Here is a 25,440-nt window from a genome sequence, read left to right on the forward strand (position 1 = left end):
ATCTTGGCGAAAATACTCCACGGGGGTGCGGGGGTGTGAAACCCCCGCCGCGACTTCAGCCCACCGCGCGCCGCACCAGTGCCAGAGCCAGGTCTCTGGCGCGCGCCATGTCCTGGACCGAGATCCATTCCAGCGGGCCGTGGATGTTCTGCATTCCGGTGAAGAGATTCGGACAGGGCACGCCGAATTCGGTCAGCCGAGAGCCGTCGGTGCCGCCACGGATCGGCTTCGAGACGGGCTCGACCCCGATCTCGCGCGCGGCCCCCTGCGCCAGGGTCACCGGGGTCATGTCATGCTCCAGCCAATAGCGCATGTTGCGGTACTGGGGACGAATCTCGCAGGTGATCTTGGCGCGCGGTTCGGTCGACTGCACCGCCGCGCAGACTTCGCGCAGAAGCCGACCCTTGGCCTCCAGCCCGGCGCGTTCGAAATCGCGCAGGATGAGGCGCAGGGTCATCCGGGCGGCATCGCCGAACATCTCGGTCGCATGCAGGAAGCCCGCGCGCCCCGCGGTGGTTTCCGGCGTCAGCGTCGCCTGCGGCAGGGTCTGGACGATTTTCGATGCAAGGTGGATCGCGTTCACCAGCTTGCCCGTGGCATAGCCCGGATGGATCGACACGCCCTCGATAGTCACCTCGGCCGCATCGGCCGAGAATGTCTCGTATTCGATCTCGCCGACCGCGCCGCCATCGAACGTATAGGCGAAATCGGCCTTCAGGTCGCGCGGCAGATCCTTGCCGACGCCGCGGCCGATCTCTTCGTCGGGGGTGAAGGCGATGCGGATCGGGCCGTGCGGGATTTCGGGGGTCTGGATCAGATGGCGCGCGGCGGTCATGATGATCGCGACCCCGGCCTTGTCGTCGGCACCCAGCAGCGTGGTGCCCGAGGCGGTGATGATGTCATGCCCCGTCTTCTGCGCCAGATAGGGGAAATCGGTGGGCGACAGCACCAGATCGGGGGCGTCGGGGAAGGTGATATCGTCACCGTTCCAGCCCTGGATGACACGCGGACGCACACCGCGGGCGGTGAATTGCGGCGCGGTGTCGACATGGGCCAGAAGGCCGATCGTCGGCCCCGGCGCGGTACCGGGAATGGTGGCCAGCACAACGCCGTAATCGGTCAACTCCACCTCGGCCGCGCCGATCGCCGTCAACTCGCGCTCCAGCATCCGCAGCAGGTCGAGCTGCACCTCGGTCGAGGGCGCGCCGGGGCTGTCGGCGTCGCTTTGCGTCTCGACCGCCGCGTAGCGCATCAGCCGATCTTGCAGTTCCGCGTCGAATGTCTCCGCCATGGGGCCACCTCCTGTTTCACCGGCCGATGAAGGGCGCCCCGACGCGGCCGTGTCAAGGCCGCCGGGCCACAGCCGCGGGCACGGGGCGCAAAGACGCAGTGATGCCCTCTGGCCAAGCGGCGCTTTTGCCTGTATCGCGGCGGCGCAGCATTCAGGACGGATCTATGGACCTTCGCAATATCGCGATCATCGCGCATGTCGACCACGGCAAGACGACGCTGGTGGACGAGCTTCTGAAACAATCGGGCACCTACCGCGAAAACCAGGCGGTGGCCGAGCGCGCGATGGATTCGAACGATATCGAACGCGAGCGCGGCATCACCATCCTCGCCAAGGCGACCTCGGTCGAATGGCAGGGCCACCGCATCAACATCGTCGACACCCCCGGCCACGCCGATTTCGGCGGTGAGGTCGAGCGCATCCTGTCGATGGTCGATGGCGTGGTACTGCTGGTCGACGCGGCCGAGGGCCCGATGCCGCAGACCAAGTTCGTCACCGCGAAGGCGCTGGCGCTGGGGCTGCGTCCGATCGTGGTGCTCAACAAGGTCGACAAGCCCGATGCCGAACCCGACCGCGCGCTGGACGAGGTGTTCGATCTGTTCGCCAATCTCGGCGCCGACGACGCGCAGCTGGACTTTCCGCATCTCTACGCCTCGGGCCGGGCCGGCTGGGCCGATACCGAACTGGACGGGCCGCGAAAGGATCTGACGGCTCTGTTCGAACTGGTCCGGCACCACGTCCCCGCGCCGAAGCAGCTGGCGCAGCGCGATGAGCCCTTCCGGATGCTGGCGACTACGCTGTCGGCCGATCCGTTCCTCGGGCGGATCCTGACGGGCCGGGTCGAATCCGGCACGCTGAAGGCGGGCGAGACGATCAAGGCGCTTTCGCGCAAGGGCGAGCGGATCGAACAGTTCCGGGTCTCGAAGATCCTGGCCTTTCGCGGCCTTGGCCAGCAGCCGATCGAGATGGCCGAAGCCGGCGACATCGTCACCATCGCAGGCATGGCCAAGGCCACCGTGGCCGACACCCTGTGCGCGCTGGAGGTCGACGAGGCGATCCCCGCTCAGCCGATCGACCCGCCCACCATCACCGTGACCTTCGGCATCAACGACAGCCCGCTGGCGGGCCGCGACGGATCCAAGGTGCAGTCGCGCGTGATCCGCGAGCGCCTGATGAAAGAGGCCGAACAGAACGTGGCGATCAAGATCGCCGACACCCCCGGCGGCGAGGCCTTCGAGGTTTCGGGCCGCGGCGAATTGCAGATGGGCGTGCTGATCGAGAACATGCGCCGCGAGGGGTTCGAATTGTCGATCTCCCGCCCCCGCGTCATCATGCGCGAGGAAAACGGCGAGCGGCTGGAGCCGATCGAAGAGGTCACCATCGACGTCGACGACGAGTTCACCGGCGCGGTGATCGAAAAGCTGACCGGCCCGCGCAAGGGCGACATGGTCGACATGCGCCCCGCCGGTGTCGGCAAGACCCGGATCGTGGCGCATGTACCGTCGCGCGGGCTGATCGGCTATCACGGCGAATTCCTGACCGACACCCGCGGCTCGGGCGTTCTGAACCGCATCTTCCACGGCTGGGCGCCGCACAAGGGCCCGATCCAGGGCCGCCGCCAGGGCGTGCTGATCTCGATGGAGAACGGCACCTCGGTGGCCTATGCGCTGTGGAACCTCGAGGAACGCGGCAAGCTGTTCATTGGCCCGCAGGAACCGATCTACGAGGGCATGGTCATCGGCGAGCACAGCCGCGACAATGACCTTGAGGTGAACCCGCTGAAGGGCAAGAAGCTGACCAACGTGCGCGCCTCGGGCACGGATGAAGCCGTGCGCCTGACCCCCGCCACGCGGATGAGCCTGGAAGAGGCGATCGCCTATATCGACGATGACGAGCTGGTCGAGGTGACGCCCAAGGCGATCCGCCTGCGCAAGCGCCATCTCGATCCGCACGAGCGCAAACGCGCCGCCCGCGCGGGCTGAACGCCCCGCGCGGGCCCCGGTACGGATATCCGCCACCGGACCGCGGCGTTGCAAGGCCCCGGCGCGCCATCGCCCGGCGCGCCGGGTTCACTCGTACTTGAGGCACAAGTCTTGGAAATTCGGACCTGGAAGCCGCCCAGGGCGGTTTCCGCGACCTTGAACACTCATATCGGGCAAGCCCACCGAAGGGGGCATCGAACACGCCCGCCTTCATTCTACAGCATCAGCGGTGGAATTCGCCCACAACCACAACACGAATTCATGATCTGTCCGGGGTCAGGCCCGCGGGCCGATCGCTTCGGCTTTCGGGGTCTCGCCCCCGGCTGGTCGCGCGGGGGCGGGCGGGCATCCGAACCTTGCCGCGGGGCGAACGGATGACGCAAAGCCCGCGCCATGCCGATCAAGCCCGGGACGGGGCGTATCCGGACGGGTCAGTCGATGATATTGCCGCCTGCCGCCTTCAAGCGGGCGACGTTGTCCTTCATCTGGCGCAGCCGCCCGGGCCTGTACCCGCACCAATGCACGACCTCGGCAATGACACGCAGCGGATCGCGAGACCGGAAGGACAGAGTTGGATTACCTGGGATTTTCCCGTCCGTCACATTCGGTTGGTCCACGATCGGCCCGGTCGGCTCGACAACATTGATCCGTTCCCGGCGATTGCCGACGGCCAGCTCGGCGCCCCAGATCGCGGCGTCCAGGGTGCCCGTGCAACACACCCACGACAGCGGCCCTGCCCCGGTGAAGTTGGATCGGTGGCCGATGAGGATCAGGTCTCCGGGTTTCAGATCGGCCCGGGTTCCATGCAAGAAGGATTGCGAAAACACGTTGGCGGCGGGGACGCGGCGGACATGGGCCGGGGGCTCCTTCGGGGGATTCGACGGCCGATTCGATGGCATGCCCCAGGGGTGCGGCAAGCCCCGCCTAGGGATAGATAATGGTCATGGCGGGCGCGGTGGCCTGCTCTCAACCGACATCAGGGCAAACAACCCTTGGCCCCGGCGGCAGCTGCGCATGGTGGCCCTGCCCCGGCGCCGGGCCCCGCCCCCGCGTGGCCCCGCGCCTGGGGGCGGTTCAGGACCGACCGTCAGGCCTTGCCCGGATAATCGGCATCCAGAACGAATGGATAGGGTCCCTCGTACCGCTCGACATAGACCTGATGGCTGACGATCTGGCCCTCGACCAGCGCGTGCACCAGAAAGGCGGGTGGCTCCATCGCGAAAAGCGCGGGGCTTTCCTCGGTCAGGTCGAACTGCACCTGATGCGCGACCGAGGGCGCGATCTGCGCCAGCGTGCCGGCGAACAGCGCCTGAACCGGACGGTGATGGTGACCGCAGCAGATCCGCGCCACCTGGGGGTTGGCCGCGACGATCTGGGCCAGGCGCTCGCGCCCGTCGCGCAGGGCGATGCGGTCCATGTGGCGGATGCCGCAATCGAAGGGCGGATGGTGCATGAAGATCAACGTCGGCGCGTCGGGCCGTGCCGACAGAGCGGCCTCTAGCGCGTCAAGCCGGGTGTCGCAAAGCGCCCCGTGCGAGGCGCCGGGCACGACGGTGTCGAGGCCGATGATCCGCAGCGGCCCCAGATCACGGGTGAAGCCGATGAAGCCGTCGCCATCGGGGGCCTCGGGAAAGGCGGCAAGCAGCGCCTCGCGCCGGTCATGATTGCCGGGGATCAGCGCGCAGGGGATCGGCAGGCGGGCCAGCAGTCGGGTCAGCTCTTCATATTCCTCGGGCAGGCCGCAATCGGTCAGGTCGCCGGAAATGACCACAAGGTCGGGCGGGGGATCGAGCGCGCGCAACGCCTCGACCGCGCGGGCGGCCAGGGTGTTGGTTTCCGAGACGCGATAGGCCGGCTTCCCGGCGGGGCGCAGGTGCAGGTCGGTGATCTGGGCGATGATCATGGCAAACTCCGGAAGAAAACGGCCCGCCCCGGATCGGGGGCGGGCCGAAGGTTTTGGTTCAAGCCTCAGTTCGGCAGCTTCAGCGCGGTCTGCGCGACATAGGGCGCCATCAGCTGATCGGCCTTGGCCTGCGCGGCCTTCACCGCCTTTTCGGGCGTTTCATTGCCCGACAGCACCGCCTGCACCTGATCCTCCAGCGCCTTGCGCACGGCCACGGTGTTGTAGGTCGCAAACCACGGATGGGCATAGGCCAACTGCTTCAGCGCCACCTGCGCATTGGGGTGCTGGGCCATGAAATCCTTCATCTCGGGCAGGTCATAGGCCCCCTTGTTGGGCGCGAAATAGCCTGTGAAGCGGCTCCATTCGCCCGCGACCTTGGGGCTGGTCAGCCATTTGATCAGGGTCCAGGCGGCCTCTTGCTTGGCCGGGCTCAACCCTTTCGGCATCATCAACGAGGCCCCGCCGATCGCCACCGCGTGACGCAGGTGCCCCGGCAGGAAGGCGACGCGGAAATTGTCCTTCATGTTGTCGCGCACGAAGGACAGCGCCCCGGTCGACAGCACCACCATCGCCGCCTTGCCGGCGAAGAAAGAGGTCGAGACGTCCTTGGCGTTGGTCACGCCCTGGGGCATCACCTTGTCCTTGAACACCAGGTTGTGCATGAAGCGCACCGCACCCAGCATCGAGGGCTGATCGTAATAGACCTCGCCGCCGAAATCGGTGTTGTAGTATTGGCCGCCGTTCGACATATCCAGCGCCGAGACGATCCAGCCCAGATAGTCGTAATTGCCCGGCATCATCAGGCCGTAGCGGCTGACGCTGTTGCCGTCGCGCTTGGTCAGCTTCTTCGCATCGGCGGCCCATTCGGCCCAGGTCTGCGGCGGGTTGTCGGGGTTCAGCCCGGCCTCCTTGAACGCCTTGACGTTGAGGTACAGCAGCGGCGTCGAGTTCTGGAACGGTACCGCCCAGACATGGCCCGCGAACTGGGCATTGCCGTGCAGCGCCGGCCAGAACTGGTTCATGAAACGCGCGTCGGTCATGCCGTCGGCCTTGATCATCGGATCAAGCGGCTGGATTTCATTGTTGATCTGGTATTCGAGGATGAAGTTCGCCGACATGATGACCGCAGCCGGCGGGTTGCCGGCGCGGATCGCGGCGCGGGTCTTGAGGTTGGTCTCGTCATAGCTGCCGGTGTAGACTGCGGTCGCATCGATGTCGGGATGGGCCTTGTTGAAGGCCTCCATCAGCGACTTCATCTTGTTGGCCAGCTTGCCCTGCACGGGCACCGGGAAATACAGCTCGATATTGGTCGCGGCCGCCTGGGCCATCTGCCCGACGCCCAGCGCAAGCGCGCCCGCCGCGGCCAGGGATTTCCAATGGATCATGTCGTCGCTCCTATTTGACGCCTGAGAAAAGGAAGGAATTCACGAACTGGCGCTGGAACAGCGCGAAGGCGATCATCAGCGGCGCGGCGACCAGGAAGGTGCCGGCGGCGATCACGCCCCATTGGCTGCCGCCCTCGGCGCCCTGGGTGAAGCTTGCCAGCCCCACCGTCAGCGTCTGGTGCGACGGCTTCGAGATCACCATCAGCGGCCACAGGAATTCGTTCCAATGGGCACTGACCGAGACGATGGCGAAGGCCACCATGCCGGGCCGGGCCAGCGGGATCAGCACCCGCCAGATCACCTGGCGCCAGTTCGCGCCCTCGACCAGCGCGGCCTCTTCGAAGTCGCGTGGGATGGTGCGGAAGCACTGGCGCATCAGGAAGGTGCCGAAGGCCGAGGCGAAATAGGGCGCCATGACGCCGGGCAGCGTGTCGTAAAGGCCAAGATGGGTGATGGTGACGAGGTTCGGCACGATCAGCACCACGGGCACGATCATAAGCTGCAACAGGAAGGCGTAGAACAGCACCCCCTGCCCCGGGAATTTCAGCCGCGCGAAGGCAAAGCCGGCCAGCGTGACGGTGACCAGCTGCACCGCCAGAATGCCGACGCAGACGATCACCGTGTTCAGGTAAAGCCGCGCGAAATCGGCGCTTTGCAGCGCGTCGCGGAAATTCGCCAGCGTCGGGCGGAAATCGGGCCAGAGCGCGGCCATGTTCAGCGCGTCGCCGCTGTCGGGCCGGAAGGCCGCGATGATCATCCACAACAGCGGCGTCGACCACACCAGCGCCACGCCGCCCAACAGCGCGATGGCCAGATAGCGGCCCTCTTGCAGCGGATCAGCTTTCATAATGCGCGCCCCGTTCCAGCGATTTCAACGAGATCACCGACAGCGCCAGCAGCATCGCCAGCGTCACCACCGTGGCGGCGGCGGCCAGCCCGTAATCGTAGTTCTGATGCGCCTGCTGATAGATGTAGTAGAGCAGCAGATTGGTGCTGTTCGACGGCCCGCCCTGGGTCAGCAGCACGACATGGTCGATCTGGGTGACCGAATTGATCAGCGCGATGACGAAGACGAAGGCCAGCGTCGGCCCCAGAAGCGGCAGCGTGATCCGCCGGAACCGCGCCAGCGGCCCCGCGCCTTCCATCCGCGCGGCCTCGTACAGGTCTTCGGGGATCGCCTGCAGCCCGGCCAGGAAGAACAGCATGTAATAGCCCGCGTTCTTCCACACCGTCAGCCCGATCAGCGACCACAGCGCGATCGAAGGATCCCCCAGCCAGTTGGTCTGCGACGCGCCCAGCTTCGCGAGGTAATAGTCCAGCAGCCCGACCCCGGGCAGGAAGACGAAGCTGAACAGCGCCGCCGCCGCCACCAGCGGGATCAGCACCGGAAAGAACACCACCCCGCGCAACAGGGTGTTCAGCCCGGTGGCTTCCTGCAACCCCACCGCCAGCGCCAGTGCCAGCGCCACCGCCGGCACGATCGTGCCCGCCGCGTAGACGGCATTGTTGAGCGCCGCCTGCCGGAACGCCGGATCGGCGAAGAGGCGCTGGAAATTGCCAAGGCCAAAGGTGGTCTGCGTCGAGCCAAAGCTTTGGATGCTCAGCGACTGGATCACCGACTGCAGCATCGGCCAGTAGGTGAAGAGCAGCAGGAAAACCAGCGATGGCGCCAGCAGCGCCAGCGCGGGAAACAGCCTGCCGCGCGCCGCGCGGGCCTTGGGCCGCCGCACCGGCACGATCGTGTCATGCGTCGTCAGAACGTCGGTCATCGGTCCCCCTCAAGGCGCCGGCCCGGACCCTGATCGATCCGGGCGCGCCCCTGACCAACATCGCCTAGCAGCCGTCCGTGACAGAAACGCCGAGATCTGGTGAAGCTTTTCCGACAGGCGGGTGACGGTGGCGTCGGCAAACCGTCATTCGAATGTCGCCTTCATCCTCTATGAGCGCCCCATGATGGAGGCGCGAATGGCGGACCTGACCCTTGACGGCGTGCGGAAATCCTTTGGCGACATGCCGGTGCTGCAATCGCTGGACCTGGCGGTGCCCGATGGCGGCTTTTGCGTCGTCGTCGGCCCCTCGGGCTGCGGAAAATCGACGCTGCTGCGGCTGGTGGCGGGCCTGGAGATGGCCGATGCCGGTCACATCCTGATCGGCGGGCGCGACGTGACGCGGCAGCCGCCGAAGGCGCGCAGCGCGGCGATGGTGTTCCAGTACTACGCGCTGCTGCCGCATCTCAGCGTGGCGCGCAACATCGCCTTCGGGATGGAGATCCGCGGCACCCCGCGCGCCGAGATCACCGCCCGCGTGGCCGACACCGCCCGCATCCTTCGGCTCGAGTCGCTGCTTGACCGCAAGCCGCGCCAATTGTCGGGCGGCCAGCGCCAGCGCGTCGCGATGGGCCGCGCCATCGTGCGCGACCCGCAGGTGTTTCTGTTCGACGAACCGCTTTCCAATCTCGACGCGCAGCTGCGCGCCGAGATGCGCGCCGAGATCAAGGCCCTGCATGGTCGCCTGGGCGCCACCGCGCTCTATGTCACGCACGACCAGATCGAGGCGATGACGATGGGCGACATCCTGGTGGTGCTGAACGCCGGTCGGGTGGAACAGATCGGCCCGCCCGAAGAGATCTACCGCTGCCCCGCCTCGACCTTCGTCGCCCGTTTCATCGGCGCGCCGCCGATGAACCTGATCCCGCGCGCCACGGCGGGGGCGCTCGCCGCCACAACGCCCGCGTGCGGCGAAACGCTTGGCATCCGCCCCGAGCATCTGGAACTTGCCCCCGGCGCCGGCGTCGAGGCCACCGCCCGGCGGATCGAGCTGCATGGCGCGGATACCTTCGTCCAGGCCACGACCGCCGAGGGGGTAGAGCTTACGATCCGCCTGCCCGCAGGCAACGGCGTGCGCCCGGGGGATCGCCTTCCCCTGCTTGCCCGCCCCATGCATCTTCACCATTTCGGCCCGGACGGACGCCGCGTGGCTTAAGGATGACGGTCCGGGGCGGGCAAACCGCGCGCGCCGTGAGCAGGCCCGCCGGGCAGGACGGCGAAGGGGGCGATGAGCGTCCCTTGCTGCGATCGCGCCATGCCCGGCGGATGCGAAGCCGGGGGGCGTTCGCGCGCGCGCCGCGGCGCGGTCGGGGGGGACCAGTTTTCCAGCAGCGCGCGCAGGATATCGGCGCGGCTGATCTGTCCGACAACCGCGCCGTCGCGCAGCACCGGAAACCGGCGATACAGGCTGGCAAGGACGCGTTCGGCGGCGATGACCAGATCTAGATCGGCATCGAGGGTCTCGGGATCCGTGCTCATGAAGGTCGCGACCTGGCCGCCCCATTCCTGATGATAGGCGCCCTGCAAGGCGGCGCGCAGGCAATCCTTCTTGGACAGAACCCCAACGAGGCGACCGTCGGCATCGACCACGGGCGCCCCGGACATCCGGTGCTCCAGCAGGATCCGCATGGCATGGAGGATCTCCATCCGCGCCCCCAGCCGGACCAGATCGCGCCATGTAATCCGCGATGCGTGGCCGGTCGGTCAGGTCGAGCCCTCGTTGCGGTCGCGTTTCGGGCAGGCGGCGCAATCCGCGCCCGGAATGCAGGACAATCCCCCGCAAGACCCCTTGATCGGCGCGCGGCCAAGGATCGCCCCCACGGAAAGCCCGGCCACGGCCAGAAGCACCAATGCGAAGGTTAACATGAATACCGCCATCGCCGCCTCACCCCCATATGATCCGGTCGCGGAAGCGACCGGTCATCACTTCGCGCAGACCCGCCCCGTCGCGCGACAGGAACAGCGCATCCATTCCGGCGTGCTCGGCCAGGGCCGGGCCGCGCTTGGGGCCCAGCGCGAAAAGCGCGGTCGCCAGCGCATCCGCCGTGATCGCCCGTCGCGCAAAGACCGATACCGAGGCCAGCGCGCTGTCGGCCGGCGCCATGCGCTGCGGGTCGGTGATGTGGCCGTAGCGGTGCCCGGCCAGCACATAGCTGTTGATCAGATCGCCCGATGTCGCCAAAGCCTCGTCGCGCAGCGCCACCACCCGTTGCGGCTCGGCCCGACCGGGCAGCGGGCGTTCCACCGCCGCGCGCCAGGGCGATCCGTCCGGCCTGGTGCCGCGTGCCAGGACCTCGCCGCCCATCTCTATGAAGAAGGCCTCCAGCCCGATCGAGCGCAGCGCGTCGGCGCATCGGTTCAGCGCCTGACCCTTGGCAATGCCGCACAGGTCCAGCGTCTGCCGCGGATGCGCCTTGCGCGCGCCGTCCGCGCGAAGTTCCAGATCCCGAAACGCCCCTGCCGGCGCGCCCGTGATCGGGCCGAAACCATAGCGCCCGACCAATCCGCCCAGCGTCGGATCGAAGGCACCCCGCGTCCGCGCAGCGACGCTTTGCGCCTTGGCGATCGCGCGCAGGACCACGGAGGAAAGCGGCAGCCAATCCGTGGTCCGGCTGCGGTTGAAAACCGAGATCTCGGACCATTTGCGAAACGGGGACATCGCGGCATCTGTCGTTTCGATGACCCCGGCGATCGCGCGCACGATCGTGCCCGCGCCGGGGTCCGGTCGGCGCCCGCGCCAAGCCGCACGCGCCAGCCCGCGCCAAAGGCCGGCCCTTCGATCTGCAACAGATCCGCCGCCGCCCGCAGCGCCGGTGCGGCAAGCAAGGCCCCCGAGCCTGCCAGAAATCCGCGCCGTGTCAGGGTCATGGCCTAGCCTCCGAAATCGTCGTTGAAGATCCGGTCGCGCCCGACGCCCAGATCGTCGAGCATCGCCAGCACCGCCTTGATCATCATCGGCGGGCCGCACAGGTAGTATTCGCAATCATGCGGGGCGGGATGCGACGCCAGCCCGCCCCGCAACGCGACCTCGTGGATGAAGCCGGTTTCGCCCTGCCAATCGTCGCCCGGCGCCGGATCGGAAAGCGGGGCGGTCCAGCGGAAATTGGGGTATGTCGCCTGAAGCCGCTCGAACTCTGCCTCGTAGAACAGATCCACGCGGCTGCGCGCACCGTACCAGAGGCTCATCTTCCGGGTCGTCTTTCCGCGTTCCAGCTGATCGGGGATGATCGCGCGCAGGGGTGCCATGCCGACGCCTCCGCCGATGAACACCATCTCGCGCGCGCTGTCTTGCGCGGCGAAACTGCCGAAAGGCCCGGCAAGGCGCAGCCCTTCGCCCGCGCACAGACCGAACAGCCACGACGAGACGATCCCCGGGGCGGCCTCCGGGCGGTCGGGAGGCGGCAGCGCCAGCCGCACCAGAAGGACGATGCGGCCGGCGTCCTCGACCGCCCGATTGGCGATCGAATACGCGCGCGAGATACCCCCGCCGCCCCGTGCCCGCAGCGCGCCAAGACCCTGCCGGTCCCAGGCCGCGCGATGTTCGGGGGCGATCTCGTAATCCGCGAAGTTCAGCGCATAGGCCGGGGCCTCGATGGTCAGGAAGGCGCCGGGCGTGAAGGAGAACGGCGCGTCGCCGCTCGGCGCCAGCACGATTTCGCGGATGATCGGGGCGATGGTGCGGCTTGAAACCACCGTGCAATTCCAGGATCGGGCGCTCAGCACGCTGTCGGGAAGCGTGATCGACAGATCGGCTCGCAGCCTGGTCTGGCAGGCAAGCCGCAGGCCGGAAGCAAGCTCGGCCCGTGACAGGATGGCAGCTTCGGTCGGCAGCGGCCCCGAGGGCAGCAGGATCGTCCCCGCCCTCAGGACCAGGGCGGACAGCGCCAGCACCAGGACGACGAAGACCACGCGGCCCAGGAGGATCTTGGTCATGGCTGGCCCACCCCGGCGAACCCCAACGACATCAGGCCGGTCACGATGAACGCGATCCCCAGGCCGCGCAGGCCCTCGGGGACATCGGCATAGCGCAGGCGTTCGCGGATCGCCGCGAAGGCGACGATCGCCAGCGCCCAGCCGGCGCCGCTGCCAAGCCCGTAGACGACGCTTTGGGCCAGGTCGTAACGGCGGGGTCGACCACGAACAGGCTGCCGCCCAGAACGGCGCAGTTCACGGTGATCAGCGCCAGATATATCCCCAGCGCGCGGTGCAGGCGCGGCGCATGGCGATCAAGCGCCATTTCAAGGATCTGCACCATGGCCGCGATCACACCGATGAAGCAGATCAGTTTCAGATAGCGCAGATCCACCTCGGGCAATCCCGCCCAGCCCCAGGCCCCTTCGACCAGAAGGCCGTTGAAGATCAGGTGGTTGATCGGAACCGTGATGCCCTGGACCACGATCATCGCCAGGCCAAGCCCGACCGCGGTATCGACGCGTCTGGACACCGCAAGGAAGGTGCACATGCCCAGAAAGAACGACAGCGCGAGGTTCTCATGGAACACGGATCGCAAGAACAGATCGCTCATGGCCGCGCCGCGCCCGACCGCCCCGCTTCCGCCCGATCGCGAACCGGAAATTCATCGGCCTCGACCTGGTCGGGGTGCCTGATCCGGATCGCCCGGATCATGACGCCGATGATGAAGAATGCGCTTGGCGCCAGCAGCATGAACCCAAGCGGCTGCACCCAGCCGCCTTCGGACGCCGGCGGCAGCACCCGCAGGCCAAACAGCGACCCCGACCCCAGGCCTTCGCGGATCGCCGCCACGATCATCAGCACAAGGCCATAGCCCAGCCCGTTGCCCAGGCCGTCCAGAACGCTCGGCCAGACCGGATTGCGCCTCGCGAAGGCCTCGGCGCGGCCAAGCACGATGCAATTGGTCACGATCAGCCCGACGAAGACCGACAACCCCTGACTCATCGCGAAGGCGTAGGCGCGCAGGACCTGATCGGCCACGATCACGAGCGAGGCGATGATGGTGATCTGCACGACCAGCCGGATCGAGCCGGGCAGATGGCGGCGGATCAGGCTGATCGCCGCGCTCGCCGCCGTCAGCACCACCGTCAACGCAAGGCTCATCGTCAGCGCGGTGGCCATCGAGGTGGTCACGGCACGCGCCGAACAGATCCCGAGGATCTGCAAGGTGACTGGATTATCGTCGATCAGCGGCGCCGTCAGGTGATGAAGCTTGCTTTCGCTCACCGGATCTCTCCCGACCGTAGCCTGGCCAGGAACGGGCCAAAGCCCTCGGGGCCCAGCCAGAACCGGACCATGCGCGCGACCCCGATTCCGGACCGGGTGGCGCCGGAAATCCCGTCAACTTCGGACGGGCCGGTGGCATTGCCCCGCACCACGCTGATGACGATCTTTCCCGATGGCGTCACCGCGCGCCGGCCGGCCCACAGGACCTGCCAGGCGGGGTCGGCGATGCGCGCGCCCAAACCCGGCGTCTCGGACTGCGCAAAGATGGTGGCCAGCAGGGCGGGAAAGACGACGGCCGGCAACTCGGCATGACCCTGATGTCCGAGCACGACGACCAATGCGCCGGCAAGAAGGCCGTAAGCCCAGCGTCCGGCATCGGTGCAGGCGGCGGCAACCGGGTTGCCGATCAAGAACATCAGCCCCACGATCAGCGTCGCACCCGGCCAGACGGGCCAGTCGCCGGGCATCGGCCAGGCCAGGCGTAGCGCGATCGTCGCGGCGCAACAGCCGGCGACGACCCGCCAGGACAGGATGCGCGCGCCCAGCAACAGCGCGCCGCCCGCCACGGCGGCAAGGGCCGTCCCCATGCCGAATCCGGCGGCCGTGTCACTGGTTGGAAACGAGTACAGCAGGAACGCCAGGCCGACGGCGGCCGGGCTCAGGAAACCCCGGCCGCGTCCGCCGAAGACCAGATCGCCCATCACCAGCCTGAAGGACATCGCAAGCCCCAACTGCGAAAGCGATACCCTGGCCGGCATCAAGGTCACGAAAACCACCGCCGTCACCGCGCCGTCCCACCCCGCCGGCCGGCCCCGTGGCCGCGCGAAGGCCACCTGCCGCAGGACCGCAAGGCCAAGGGCAAGCACCAGCGCGATCAGCAGCGGCCACCCGCGTTCGGCAATCGCGGCGATCAGCGGCGCGGAAATCGCGGCCGCGCTCACGGCGGTCAGCCGGTTGGCATCTTACGGGCGCGGCAGCAGGGGGCTGGAGCGGTTCATGCCGCGCTCTCCTCATGCAGAATATCGAGAAACTGCCGCAGCAATTCGCCGTAATCGCAGCCCGACGGACAGCGCCAACTCAGCAGCGCCAGATCCTCTTCCAGCATTTCCAGACCGCCCAGGCGCTCGGCGGTCTCAATGTCCCCGGCGGCAAGCGCGCGCATCAGGGGCACCGGCAGAATATCGAACGGAAAGACCTGTTCGAAAGCCTCGGACGGCTGGGTCACGCCGGTCTCGGCGCGCGGCAGCCTGTCCAGAATCCAGCCCAGCGCCGAGCGCGGTTGCGGGGCTTGCCCGTGCCGGTTCGGGACCGTCACCTGCAGATCATGACGCCCGAGAAACCGCGCCGCACGACCCGCCAGGACGGACCCCGAAACCAGCCGCGTCGCGGCGGTGTTTGCGTTGCTGTTCGCGGCAGTGTTCGCGGCGGCCATAAGGTCCGCAAGTTCGACGCCAAGCGGGGCCCGGAACAGCCGCGTCGGCCCGCCAAGGCCGGGCCCCGCCACCGAAAGCGTCCGCAGCGTGGGGATTGCGCCGGTCGCCAGCAGGCCGCCGATCGCCGCGACGTCCTGATAGCCGATCTGCCAGACCGGTCGGCGGGCCGAGACCGGCCAGAGATGATGGATATGGGTGCCCGCCAGCCCCGCCGGATGCGGGCCGGAAAACCGCGCGACACGAAGCCTTCCGGCCGGCGCCACCAGGGCCGGGCCGGCGCCTGGCAGATGAAGACCGGCCCTTCCGTCAACCGCGGCAAGACCGCCACCCCGCGCCGGAAATCGTCCAGCTGCGGCGCCAGGACATGGGCCGGATCCGGGGCAAGCGGCCTGCTGTCGGTGGCGGTCACGAAAATCGCCGACGGCCGGGCTGACGGATCGGGGATGCGCCCGAACGGACGGGTGCGAAACGCCGCCCAGGCCCCGCTTCTCAGAAGAAGGGCGCGCAGCGCTTCATCGTCACCCCACACCGGTTCAACGGCGAACGGGGTGGCGTCATTTCCCGCGGCGGCGACCTGGATCGTCTCGACCCGGCGGCGCGCGCCATAGCTGATCCGGCTGACCCGCCCGGCCACGCTTGCGACGAAAGCGATCTCGGGACGCCGACGATCGACACAGAGGACCTGGCCGCGCTGAACGCTGTCGTCCTCGCCGACCCGCAGATCAAAGGTGACGCCGGGGTAGTCTTGGGCCATCAGCCCCGTCACCCGCGCGCGGCACACGGCGGCCGACCCGCCGACGGGCGGCGGCCCCAGGTCGAAATCGCGACCCTTGCGAAACCTGACCTCCACGGAACTCCTTTCCCCTGAACCGCACGCGCCAACGCCGCGCGGCATTGCCCCGTCAAGGCCGGACCAGGCCGGTCACCTCCACGGGGGCGGCCCTGGCAAGGTCCTTCAGGCTGTCGATCAGCAGCTCGATCGCGTAGCGGCAATTATGCGCAAAAGCGCCAGGGTCCTTGCCGGTGAATTGGTAGTTATACGAGGCCCTCATCAGGCGCGGCGTCCAGCTTCGATACCGGTTCGGGAATGCCATTTCGCTTTCATCAACCACGCCGTTTGCGTTGAGATAGTTGAAGAAATACGGGTAGGCCGTGGCCGAACAGACGATCGGCCTGCCGGTGACCTTGGAGGCATAGGCCATGATCTCCGCGCCAAGGCGCACCCGCAGGTCGTCGATCACGACCGCGATCCCGGCGCGGGTGTCGCCCTTGCCAAGAATATCCAGCGGGGTCGTGCGGATGGCGCGGAAATCGGCCACGCCCCGGTGACAACCCGTACATTCCTTCAGCGCGACCCGTGTCTGATGCGCGCCATGACAGCTGACACAGCGGTCAAATCCTTCGGCATGTCTGAAGCGGCCTGCATAGCTTTGGCCGGGAAATTCGTACCCCCCCTGCCACATCGCCAAGCTGCGTCGCGACCGCCGCCGCGTAATGGATGTTGATGAACGACAGGCCGGCAGAGACCTGATCGTCGGCCGGCCCGTCTAGCGCCGCCTCGACGGTAGTGCCCGAGGCGCGGCCCTGGTGGCAGACGGCGCAAATCGCCGATCCGCGCGGCATCTCCACGACCGCTTTGCTCCTGCCACGCCTTCTGGATGTCTGCCGCCGATGGCGCCGTCTGGCCCAAGGCCGCGCCGGCAAGCAGCCCGAACAGGCGGGCAACGATGGCGGATAGGCGACAGCGCATGGTGGCATGCCCAACCACGAAAAAGACATTGTCCGAAGACATGCGATCACGAAATGCGGAGATCCGTGCCGATCCATGACAACGTGGGGGCCGAACGCGCGACACTAGCTGCAGCCGGGACGAAACGCTTTGCGCCCCGAGGTCCGCGCGCGACCTTCGCGGCCGTGTGGCGGGGCCCGGGCGGCTTCGGCGCCGCACTTCGCTGTCATGTTCAGGCTGGCACGCGTCGCGGCACGCGACCGGAGCGGAGGCGGCCTGGCGCGGTCGGCACGATGGCAAGCCGGGCCCGGCACCCGGTGGGGTTCGTCCCCGGGGACGGCTGCATTCATCAAAGTGTTGCAAGAGATTGATCCTCGCGACATGGAGCGCGGGTAAATGCGCTTTTCATGAAACGAGCCAAATCCACCTGCGTCGCGGCGCAATCGCTTCCGGATGCCCCCGGGTTGATCCTGCATGACCTGAGCAAGGATTATGGCACCCAGCGCGCCATCGAAACGCTTGGCTGCGAGATCCGCGGCGGGGAATTCACCGTGTTGCTAGGGCCGTCGGGCTGCGGCAAGTCCACGCTTTTGCGCATGATCGCGGGCTTCGAGACGCCCACGGGCGGGCGCATCACCTTGGGCGGCCGCGACATCACCGCGCTGCCCTCGTCCCAGCGCGACATCGCGATGGTGTTCCAGAACTACGCGCTCTTTCCGCATCTCGACGTGGCCGGCAACATCACCTTCGGGCTGAACGTGCGCCGCGTCCCGAGGGCCGAACAACGGCAAAGGCTGGACGAGGTCGCGCGGATGATGGGCCTTGACGCGCTGCTGCGGCGCAAGCCCGCGCAGCTGTCGGGCGGGCAGCAGCAGCGGGTGGCGCTGGCGCGGGCGGTGATCTCGGGCCGCCCCGTCCTGCTGATGGACGAGCCGCTGTCGAACCTCGACGCCAAGCTGCGCGCCGAGATGCGGGCCGAGATCCGCGCGCTGCAGCGCCGCCTGGGGCTGACGCTGATCTATGTCACCCATGATCAGGTCGAGGCGATGACCATGGCCGACCGGATCATCCTGCTCAACGCCGGCCGGATCGAGCAATCGGGCACCCCCGAACAGATCTATTCCCGCCCCGCGACGCCCTTCGCCGCGCGCTTCATCGGCAGCCCGCCGATGAACCTGGTGCCGGCCGAGGCGCTGGGGATCGCGGCCCCGCCCGGCACCTCCGCGGGCCTGCGCCCCGAGGATATCGAGATCGCCGAGACCGGCCTGCCCGCGCGCCTGGTCTCGCATGAATATCTGGGCGCGGATCTGTTGATCACCGTGGCGGCCGGGTCGGCTCGGCTGATCCTGCGCCGCCCCGCCCGGCTGGGGCTGCCGCCGGGGCCGGAGCTGTGCCTGCGCTGGGCGCCCGATGCGCTGCATCGTTTCGCTCCGCAGCCGGGGCCAGCCTCCTTGCCGACGCCTGATCCGGCCTCCGATCCGGCCTCTGGCCCCGCCTGCGCGGCCGAACCCGCGCCGCAACCGGCGTCGTGACCATTTTCTCCTGCCACAGATCTGCAAAGGATCCCTACCGATGACATTTTCCAACCTGACCAAGATGATCGGCGGAGCGGCCGTTCTGGCCGCGGTATCCGGCTCTCCAGCGCTGGCGGTCGATCTGCAATTCTACTTTCCCGTCGCCGTGGGCGGCGCCGCGGCGCAGACGATCGAATCGCTTACCAAGCAATACGAGGCCAAGCACCCCGACGTGCATATCAAGCCGGTCTATACCGGCAGCTACACCGACACCGTGGCCAAGGCGATCACCGCGGCGCGCGGCGGCAATCCGCCCCAGCTGGCGGTGATCGGCGCGGCCGAGATGTTCAACCTGATCGACGAGAACATCATCGTACCCTTCGACGGCTATGTGTCGAAGCAAGAGGCCAAGGCCTGGTTCGGCGGCTTCTACCCGGCGTTCATGGCCAACAGCCAGGCCTTCGGCAAGACCTGGGGCATTCCGTTCCAGCGCTCGACCCCGGTGATGTACTGGAACAAGGACGCCTTCAAGAAGGCCGGGCTGGACCCGAACCAGCCGCCCAAGACCTGGGCCGAACTGGTCACCGACGCGCAGAAGCTGACGCTGCGCGACGCCGACGGCAAGGTCACGCAATGGGGCGTGCGGATCCCGACGGCGGGCTTTCCCTACTGGCTGTATCAGGGCCTGGCGATCCCGGCGGGCGTGACGCTGGCGTCGAAGGACGGCACCAAGGTGCATTTCGACACGCCGCAGGCGGTCAAGGCGGCGCAGTTCATGCTGGACCTGACCACCAAATACAAGGTGATGGAGCCGGGCACGCTGGATTGGGGCGCCACGCCCAAGGCCTTCTTCGAGGGCAATGCCGCGATCATCTGGACCACCACCGGCAACCTGACCAACATCACCAAGAACGCGCCCTTCCCCTTCGGCGTGGGCTTCCTGCCGGCCGACAAGCATTACGGCGCCCCCACCGGCGGCGGAAACTGGTATCTGTTCAAGAAATCCACCGCCGAACAGAAGCAGGCGGCGGTGAAATTCGTCGAATGGATGACCGCGCCCGACCAGGCCGCGAAATGGACCATCGCCACCGGCTATGTCGCGCCGCGCCCCGAGGATTGGGACACCCCGGCGCTGAAAGCCTATGTCAAGAAGGTGCCGGGTGCCCTGGTCGCGCGTGAGCAGCTGAAATACGCGGGCCCCGAGTTGACCGTCTATCAGAACGCCCGGGTCACGCAGATCCTCAACAACGCGCTGGAAGCGATCATGTCGGGCCAGAAACAGCCCGCCCCGGCGCTGAAACAGGCCCAGACCCAGGCCGAGGCCGTGCTGCGCCCCTATCAACAGTAACCCAAACGCCCGGTGGGCTGGCTCGGCCGGCCCACCGGACCCATACGACAAGGCCCCCGATGCGCCGCGAAACCCTTCATGCCTGGCTGATGTTGCTGCCCGCCCTGGTGCTGTTGGCGGGCTTTACCCATATTCCGGCGGTCGAGACGGTGGTGAATTCGCTGTTCTCGACGCCACGCGGGATGCGGCCTTCGCATTTCGTGGGCCTTGGCAATTACCGCAACCTGATCGCCGACCCGACCTTCTGGCAGGCGATGCGCAACAATCTGCTCTACGCCGCGATCACCATTCCGCTGTCGATGGGCATCGCACTGGCGATGGCGCTGCTTGTGCAGGGCCGCATCGGCGGGCGCGGCTTCCTGCGCATGGCCTTCTTCACCCCCACCGTGCTGCCGCTGATCGCCGTCGCCAACATCTGGATCTTTTTCTACACGCCGGGCTTTGGCCTGCTGAACCAGATCGGCGCGCTGCTTGGCCTGCCCAACATGAACTTCCTGGGCCAGGGCGCGACCGCGCTTTATGCCGTGGCCGCCGTGTCGGTCTGGAAGGAGGCCGGCTTTTTCATGATCTTCTACCTCGCCGCGCTGCAAACCATCCCCCCCAGCCTGATCGAGGCCGCCCGGCTGGAAGGTGCCTCGCGCTGGCATGTGTTTCGCCGGGTGACGCTGCCGCTGATCATGCCGACGACGTTGTTCATCTCGGTCAACGCGGTGATCAACGCCTTCCGCCTGGTCGATCAGGTCTTCGTCATGACCCAGGGCGGGCCGGACAACGCCTCGACCCTGCTGTTCTACTACATCTATCAGGTCGGCTTTCAGTTCTGGGACACCGCCTATGCCGCGACCCTGACCGTGGTGATGCTGACGATCCTGGCCGCGATCGCCATCGGCCAGTTCTTCGTGCTCGACCGGAAGGTGCATTACAGATGACCTTCGCCACCCCAACCTCAGCCACCGCCGCCGTTTCCGCCCCCGTGTCGGCCACCACCGGCGCCTGGCCGGGCCTTGACCGGGTGCTGATCAGCGTCGGCGCCTGGATGCTGGGCCTGATCTGGATCGCGCCGCTGCTTTACGCGGCCTGGACCGCCTTTCACCCCGCGGCCTACGAGACGCGTTTCGACCTGCTCGCACCGCTGTCGCTGGAAAACTTTCCCCTGGCCTGGAAACAGGCGCCCTTCGCGCGCTACTTTCTCAACACCGTGATCCTGGTCACCTCGATCCTGTCTGTGCAACTGGTGGTCGGCACGCTGGCCGCCTTTGCCTTCGCGCGGCTGCGCTTTGCCGGCCGCAACCTGCTTTTCGGGCTGGTGCTGGTGCAGATGATGGTGATGCCCGACATCCTGCTGGTTGAAAACTACCGCACCATGCGGATGCTGGGGCTGGTCGACACGATCGCCGCCATCGGGCTGCCCTATATGGCATCGGGCTTTGGCATCTTCCTGTTGCGCCAGACCTTCATGACCATCCCGCGCGAACTGGACGAGGCCGCCCGGCTGGAAGGCGTCAGCCTGCTGGGCCTGATCTGGCGGGTCTATGTGCCGCTGGCGAAACCCACCTATCTGGCCTTCGGGCTGGTGTCGGTCTCGGCGCACTGGAACGATTTCATCTGGCCGCTGATCGTTACCAACTCGGTCTCGTCGCGGCCGCTGACGGTGGGGCTTTCGATCTTCGCCGCCCCCGACAGCGGCGTGCAATGGTCGGTGATCAACGCCGCCACGCTGATGACCTCTGCGCCGCTGCTGATCGGCTTTTTGCTGTTCCAGCGGCAGTTCGTGCAAAGCTTCATGCGCGCCGGCATCAAGTAAGGAGCCCCTGCGATGACCCTTCCCACCCTCGGCGCGGCGATCAAGCGCGGCGATTTCGACATTCTCGAGCCCTGGCTGCGCGCCGGCGAACGCGCCATCGAGATCCAGGATTTCGTCTTCCCCGAGGTACTGGCCGGCGACACCGCGCCATTGGTGGAAAGCTACCGCGCCTGCCTGCGCGGCTATGGCGGGCCGATCGGCCTGCATGGGCCGTTCTTCGGCCTCGACATCGCCAACCCCGAGCCCGAGATCCGCGCCGTCATCCGCCGCCGCCTGATCCAGGTGCTGGAGATCACGCAGGCCCTGGGCGGCAGCCACATGGTGATCCATTCGCCCTTTACCTATTGGCATGTGCTGAACCGCCACAATTATCCGCAATTCCGCGCCGCGATGTTCGAGGCCGCGGCCGACTGCCTGGCCCCGGTGCTGGCGCGGGCCGAGGCCGCGGGCGTGACCTTGGTGCTGGAAAACATCGACGACACCGACCCCGCCGCGCGGGTCGAACTGGTCCGCGCGATCGACCACGCCTGTCTGCGGGTCTCGCTTGACACGGGGCATGCTGAACTGGCGCATGGCCGCTACAACGCGCCGCCGGTGGTGGATTTCATCGCCGCGGCGGGCGACAGCCTGGCCCATGTCCATCTGCAGGATGCCGATGGCTATGCCGACCGCCACTGGCATCCGGGCGAGGGATGCATTCCCTGGCCCGCCGTCTTCAACGCCCTTGCGCGGCTGCCGCAGTGCCCGCGGCTGATCCTGGAGGTCCGCAACAACCTGGGCCGACTGCCCGCGACGGTGGCCCGGCTGGAGGCGCTTGGTCTCGCGCGGTGACGCGCGGCAGGGGCCGGGCTGGCTCGCTGTCAGACCGGCACCGGGTTGACGCCGATCACGATCGGGTGCAGCCAGATCAGCAAGGCGTAAAGCGCAACGCCGGCGACCAGCCGCACCAGCCATTCCACCGGGCGCCCGGGCCAGGTGAACAGGGGCGCCGCGCGGATCTGGGCAACGAGGCGCGCCCAATCCTGGCCCAGTTCGCGCTGCTTGCGCCGATCGACGATCCGCCCGCCCAGCGCCGCGAAGGTCGCGAAACTGCCGAACAGGATGACATGGGCAAGATCGCCGTTGGGGATCAGATGGCCGAAGGCCCAAAGCCCCAGCACCACCAGCAATGGATGCCGGACATAGCGCACCACGCCCGGCGCGCGCGGGTCGAAACCGGCGTTGTTCACCCCGCCGAAGGAAAGCGGATTGGGCACCGCCAGCGAGAAGGCGGCGATCACGCAGACCACCAGCATGATCGCCAGCGTGGTCCACGATTGCCAGGGCGCCCAATCCCAAAGCCCGACATAGGGCGCGCGCCCCGCCGCGACGATCAGCCAGGCCAGCACCGCAAGCGACAGCGCCGAATATGCCAGCAGGAAACCGCGCCGCCCCAGTACCGCGGTCAGCCAGTTGCGGACCGGCGGCCGCATCGGCAGGGAATGGCTTGCGAAGAAGGCGATGAACGCCGCGGTGAACTCTGCCCAGCCCATGGGTCAGATGGCCTCGGGACGGCGCGTGGCGGGAAGGCAAGGGGATCGGCGCATCAGTTCATCCTTCTATCTGCTGGGCCGTTTCCGGCCGGTTCTGGCGCGCATCAGGCCGGGGCCGTAAAGTAGGGCGAAACCGCCGAAGGCGCCGATCCAGCCAAGCCCGGCCAGAACGTAAAGCGGGGCAGACAGCCCCGGCAAGGCCCCGGCCGCAGCCCGCGCCAGCACCGCGACAACCAATGCAAGATAAAGCGCGACCGTGCCCGGCCCGGCCGTCAGCGCCCGCCCGGTATGGCCCAGGGTCGCGCGGGTCATCACCGCCAGGGTCATCAGCCCGATCGCGCCGGCCATCCAAAGATGCGTGGCGCCCGTGCCCATCAGGCCGGGCGACAGGATCTCTGCCCCGGTCGCAAGCGCCCCGAGCGGCACGAACGCGTAGGCTGCATGCAGCACGGCGACCAGCGGCTCGGCCAGGGTCAGGCGCCCGCGCCAGCGCGCAAGCCGGGCCAGATGCAGCCCACCGGCCAGCAACAACCCGGCGCCGGTGACCGCGGCCCCGGGCCCGGCCACCCAAAGCGCAAGGGCCGCCAGCAAGACGATCATCGCAAGCTTGTCGAAACGCCCCATCGGCGGGGACGGCAGGCGGGTTTCGCCGCGCTGCACCAGCCAGTTGCGGGTGAAGGACGGCACGATCCGCCCGCCGATCAACGCGATCAGCAGCAACACGGCCGCAAGCCCTAGACGCAAGCCATACCCACCGGCGGCGAAATCCCCCCGCGCGGCCTGCCAGTGAAACAGCCCGTCGGCCAGGGTAAACACGCCCAGCAGCGCAAGCACGGGCAGGTTGCGCCAGTTCCTGCCGGCGAAGATCTCTCTTGCGATGATCAGGGTGAAGATCACCGGGAAGGCCAGGTCTATCGTGGCGGCCACCCCCGGCGGCAGTTCCGCCGAAACCGCCATCGCCAGCCGCCCCGCCACCCAGATCCCGAACAGCAGCGCCAGCGGCCCCCCCACGATCGGCATCCGGCCGGTCCAGTTCGGCACCGCCGTGGTCAGGAACCCCGCGATCACCGCGCTGAGGTAGCCAAACAGAAAGGCATGGGCATGCCATGAAACAGGATCCAGGGTGGTGGGAAGATCAAGCCGGCCCGCCAGCATCGGGATCCACAGCGCCATCGCCAGCGCCGCCCAAAGCGTCGCCCCCAGAAAGAACGGCCGAAAGCCGAAACTGAAAAGCGCGGGACCATGCCACGCGCGCATTCGATCGGTTGTCGTCATCACGCGATCCTCCGGTTCGGGACATGCCCTTCGCATAGGCGCATGAATAGGTATTGTAAATACCTATTCATTTCGGATCGCCGCCACGATCAAGCGGCACCGCGTCGCAGCCCGATCCCCGGCACGCGATGGGCCGTTCCCCACCGCGAAGACGGCGCCCTGCCCTGCGGCCGGGCTTCGCGGCGCGCGGGTCTTGCGGGGGCGGTCGCCTCGGCGTTCTAGCTGCGCGCAGCACGCCGGCCCGCCCGGAGCCGGCGCTTGCGTCGCAGGCGGCGGTTCATCGGCCAACGCGCCCCTTGGCGGCCCGTCAGCCCGTCGCCGCGGCGGCCTGGATCCGGCGATAGCCGGCCGCGCCGTGGAAAAAGCCGTTGCTGAAGCCGCGCCCGGAACAGACCTCGGCCAGCCGGCCCTGCGCCTCGGCGGCCTCGATCCGGCCCGCGATCCGGTCGGCGAAGACGCCGCAAACCGCGACCATGTCGACATCTTGCGGCAGCAGCCTGGCATGGCTGACCCCCATTGCCGCGATGGCCGGCAGTTCCTGCAACAGCTCGACATAGCTTTCCGACTGGGTCTGGATGCCGTTCACCCGCAAGATCGGCTGGCCGTCACGTGTGGTCAGCGGCATCCCGTCGGGATCGGCCTCGCAGATGAACTGGCAATTGTCCTTGGTGCGCCCATGGGCGCGGGCGTGATAGCAGCGCGCCGAGACCGCAAGCGGGGCGCGGCCGAAAACCTGGACCTCGACCCCGACGCCCAGGTCGCGACCGGCCTGCGCCGCGATCGCGATCGCCTCGGACGGCATTTCGGTCGGCAGGCAGACATGGGTGGCGCCCTGCTCGGCCAGCCAGGCCATCGTGGCCTCGTTATAGGCATTCAGGAACGGGCCGATGCGGTGCGGCCGGCCTTCGCGCGCCAGCAGGCCGGCGGCGTTGTTGATCTCGATCTCGGGGTCGTCGAGGGCCGCCAGACCGGCCGTCGCCTGGCGCTCGCGCGGCAACATCACCTCGGCCAGCGTGCACAACACCACGCGCTTGCCCGCCCGCCGCAGGCGATCGATGGTGGCGGGCAGCTCGCGTTCGAAGAACGGGGCGCGCTTGGAACAGATGACCTCGCCAAGATAGACCGTGCCCACCGGCGCCTCGTCCGCGATCGCGGCGTAGAAGTCGCGCTTCCTTTCGGCCGGCCAGTGATAGGCGATCGGGCCCAATGTCAATTCCAT

At 67.7% G+C, this 25,440-nt stretch carries 24 protein-coding genes and 2 pseudogenes; 7 read left to right on the plus strand and 19 right to left on the minus strand.

Translation table 11 applies throughout. The features are described from left to right. Positions 1–55: 55 nt before the first annotated feature. Positions 56–1,291: a peptidase T gene (gene pepT, locus BLV97_RS01845; protein ID WP_035840143.1), complete on the minus strand. Its 1,236-nt coding sequence runs from the start codon at positions 1,289–1,291 to the stop codon at positions 56–58. Between the two features lie 164 nt (positions 1,292–1,455). On the opposite strand from pepT, the gene typA reads away from it, so the two are divergent. Continuing rightward, the gene (gene typA, locus BLV97_RS01850; protein ID WP_035840146.1) at positions 1,456–3,273 is read left to right on the plus strand and encodes a translational GTPase TypA; all 1,818 of its coding nucleotides are present in this window, start codon (positions 1,456–1,458) and stop codon (positions 3,271–3,273) included. Between the two features lie 431 nt (positions 3,274–3,704). Here typA and arr read toward each other — a convergent pair whose 3' ends face one another. From arr to BLV97_RS01875, 5 genes are all read right to left on the minus strand, one after another. After that, positions 3,705–4,100: an NAD(+)--rifampin ADP-ribosyltransferase gene (gene arr / locus BLV97_RS01855; protein ID WP_035840260.1), complete on the minus strand. Its 396-nt coding sequence runs from the start codon at positions 4,098–4,100 to the stop codon at positions 3,705–3,707. A 260-nt stretch (positions 4,101–4,360) separates the two neighbouring features. Beyond that, positions 4,361–5,176, minus strand: coding sequence for a phosphodiesterase (locus BLV97_RS01860; protein WP_035840149.1), 816 nt, complete (start codon positions 5,174–5,176; stop codon positions 4,361–4,363). Between the two features lie 65 nt (positions 5,177–5,241). Next, complete coding sequence (locus tag BLV97_RS01865; protein ID WP_035840157.1) at positions 5,242–6,561, minus strand: ABC transporter substrate-binding protein; 1,320 nt, start codon at positions 6,559–6,561, stop codon at positions 5,242–5,244. Between the two features lie 10 nt (positions 6,562–6,571). Then, positions 6,572–7,408: a carbohydrate ABC transporter permease gene (locus BLV97_RS01870; protein ID WP_051645924.1), complete on the minus strand. Its 837-nt coding sequence runs from the start codon at positions 7,406–7,408 to the stop codon at positions 6,572–6,574. After that, complete coding sequence (locus tag BLV97_RS01875; RefSeq protein WP_081824954.1) at positions 7,398–8,330, minus strand: carbohydrate ABC transporter permease; 933 nt, start codon at positions 8,328–8,330, stop codon at positions 7,398–7,400. The genes BLV97_RS01870 and BLV97_RS01875 overlap by 11 nt, the downstream gene beginning before the upstream one ends. Positions 8,331–8,526: 196 nt before the next feature. Here BLV97_RS01875 and BLV97_RS01880 point away from each other — a divergent pair, with 196 nt between their 5' ends. Next, positions 8,527–9,543, plus strand: coding sequence for an ABC transporter ATP-binding protein (locus BLV97_RS01880; protein ID WP_035840265.1), 1,017 nt, complete (start codon positions 8,527–8,529; stop codon positions 9,541–9,543). On the opposite strand, the gene BLV97_RS01885 is transcribed toward BLV97_RS01880, so the two are convergent. From BLV97_RS01885 to BLV97_RS01925, 10 genes and pseudogenes are all read right to left on the minus strand, one after another. Further along, positions 9,540–10,034 (minus strand): CBS domain-containing protein, encoded by a 495-nt coding sequence (locus tag BLV97_RS01885; protein WP_092163929.1) that lies wholly within the window; start codon positions 10,032–10,034, stop codon positions 9,540–9,542. The two genes, BLV97_RS01880 and BLV97_RS01885, sit on opposite strands and share 4 nt — an antisense overlap. A gap of 57 nt (positions 10,035–10,091) precedes the next feature. Continuing rightward, complete coding sequence (gene nqrM, locus BLV97_RS20655) at positions 10,092–10,265, minus strand: (Na+)-NQR maturation NqrM (protein ID WP_143037481.1); 174 nt, start codon at positions 10,263–10,265, stop codon at positions 10,092–10,094. A 7-nt stretch (positions 10,266–10,272) separates the two neighbouring features. Then, positions 10,273–11,355 (minus strand): FAD:protein FMN transferase, encoded by a 1,083-nt coding sequence (locus BLV97_RS01890; protein WP_321196529.1) that lies wholly within the window; start codon positions 11,353–11,355, stop codon positions 10,273–10,275. After that, positions 11,259–12,320, minus strand: a complete 1,062-nt coding sequence (nqrF, locus tag BLV97_RS01895) for an NADH:ubiquinone reductase (Na(+)-transporting) subunit F (protein WP_035840159.1) — start codon at positions 12,318–12,320, stop codon at positions 11,259–11,261. The genes BLV97_RS01890 and nqrF overlap by 97 nt, the downstream gene beginning before the upstream one ends. After that, a pseudogene (nqrE, locus tag BLV97_RS01900) lies at positions 12,317–12,912 on the minus strand (NADH:ubiquinone reductase (Na(+)-transporting) subunit E). The gene nqrF and the pseudogene nqrE overlap by 4 nt, the downstream one beginning before the upstream one ends. Continuing rightward, positions 12,909–13,586, minus strand: a complete 678-nt coding sequence (locus BLV97_RS01905) for an NADH:ubiquinone reductase (Na(+)-transporting) subunit D (protein WP_035840161.1) — start codon at positions 13,584–13,586, stop codon at positions 12,909–12,911. Before BLV97_RS01905 ends, nqrE begins: the two are co-directional and overlap by 4 nt. Continuing rightward, entirely contained in the window at positions 13,583–14,527 is a 945-nt protein-coding gene (locus tag BLV97_RS01910) for an RnfABCDGE type electron transport complex subunit D (protein ID WP_035840163.1), read from the minus strand. Before BLV97_RS01910 ends, BLV97_RS01905 begins: the two co-directional genes overlap by 4 nt. A 53-nt stretch (positions 14,528–14,580) precedes the next feature. After that, on the minus strand, positions 14,581–15,282 hold the full coding sequence (locus BLV97_RS21730) for a hypothetical protein (protein WP_035840165.1): 702 nt from the start codon (positions 15,280–15,282) through the stop codon (positions 14,581–14,583). A 20-nt stretch (positions 15,283–15,302) separates the two neighbouring features. After that, a pseudogene (locus BLV97_RS21915) lies at positions 15,303–15,914 on the minus strand (hypothetical protein); the annotation flags it as partial. 7 nt (positions 15,915–15,921) lie between these two features. Next, positions 15,922–16,338: a hypothetical protein gene (locus tag BLV97_RS01925; protein WP_051645926.1), complete on the minus strand. Its 417-nt coding sequence runs from the start codon at positions 16,336–16,338 to the stop codon at positions 15,922–15,924. A gap of 817 nt (positions 16,339–17,155) precedes the next feature. On the opposite strand from BLV97_RS01925, the gene BLV97_RS01930 reads away from it, so the two are divergent. The 5 genes from BLV97_RS01930 (at position 17,156) to BLV97_RS01950 (ending at position 22,245) form a co-directional block, all read left to right on the plus strand. Then, positions 17,156–18,280, plus strand: coding sequence for an ABC transporter ATP-binding protein (locus tag BLV97_RS01930; protein ID WP_081824956.1), 1,125 nt, complete (start codon positions 17,156–17,158; stop codon positions 18,278–18,280). A gap of 40 nt (positions 18,281–18,320) precedes the next feature. Further along, positions 18,321–19,610 carry an ABC transporter substrate-binding protein gene (locus BLV97_RS01935; RefSeq protein WP_051645927.1) on the plus strand — a complete coding sequence of 430 codons (1,290 nt, stop codon included), beginning with the start codon at positions 18,321–18,323 and terminating at the stop codon, positions 19,608–19,610. A 59-nt stretch (positions 19,611–19,669) separates the two neighbouring features. Continuing rightward, positions 19,670–20,539 (plus strand): carbohydrate ABC transporter permease, encoded by an 870-nt coding sequence (locus BLV97_RS01940; RefSeq protein WP_035840167.1) that lies wholly within the window; start codon positions 19,670–19,672, stop codon positions 20,537–20,539. 107 nt (positions 20,540–20,646) lie between these two features. Beyond that, entirely contained in the window at positions 20,647–21,414 is a 768-nt protein-coding gene (locus tag BLV97_RS01945) for a carbohydrate ABC transporter permease (RefSeq protein WP_051645933.1), read from the plus strand. Between the two features lie 12 nt (positions 21,415–21,426). Further along, a complete protein-coding gene (locus BLV97_RS01950) occupies positions 21,427–22,245 on the plus strand; it encodes a sugar phosphate isomerase/epimerase family protein (RefSeq protein WP_035840168.1) in 819 nt (272 codons plus the stop codon). Between the two features lie 29 nt (positions 22,246–22,274). On the opposite strand, the gene BLV97_RS01955 is transcribed toward BLV97_RS01950, so the two are convergent. The 3 genes from BLV97_RS01955 to ubiV all read right to left on the minus strand — a co-directional run bounded on the left by BLV97_RS01955 (position 22,275) and on the right by ubiV (position 25,440). Then, positions 22,275–22,946 (minus strand): NnrU family protein, encoded by a 672-nt coding sequence (locus BLV97_RS01955; protein WP_035840169.1) that lies wholly within the window; start codon positions 22,944–22,946, stop codon positions 22,275–22,277. 66 nt (positions 22,947–23,012) lie between these two features. Then, positions 23,013–24,221, minus strand: coding sequence for an NnrS family protein (locus BLV97_RS01960; RefSeq protein WP_244520943.1), 1,209 nt, complete (start codon positions 24,219–24,221; stop codon positions 23,013–23,015). Between the two features lie 307 nt (positions 24,222–24,528). Beyond that, positions 24,529–25,440 carry a ubiquinone anaerobic biosynthesis protein UbiV gene (ubiV, locus tag BLV97_RS01965; protein WP_035840172.1) on the minus strand — a complete coding sequence of 304 codons (912 nt, stop codon included), beginning with the start codon at positions 25,438–25,440 and terminating at the stop codon, positions 24,529–24,531.

This window comes from Allgaiera indica (assembly GCF_900106675.1).
In the GTDB taxonomy this organism is placed as follows: domain Bacteria; phylum Pseudomonadota; class Alphaproteobacteria; order Rhodobacterales; family Rhodobacteraceae; genus Acidimangrovimonas; species Acidimangrovimonas indica.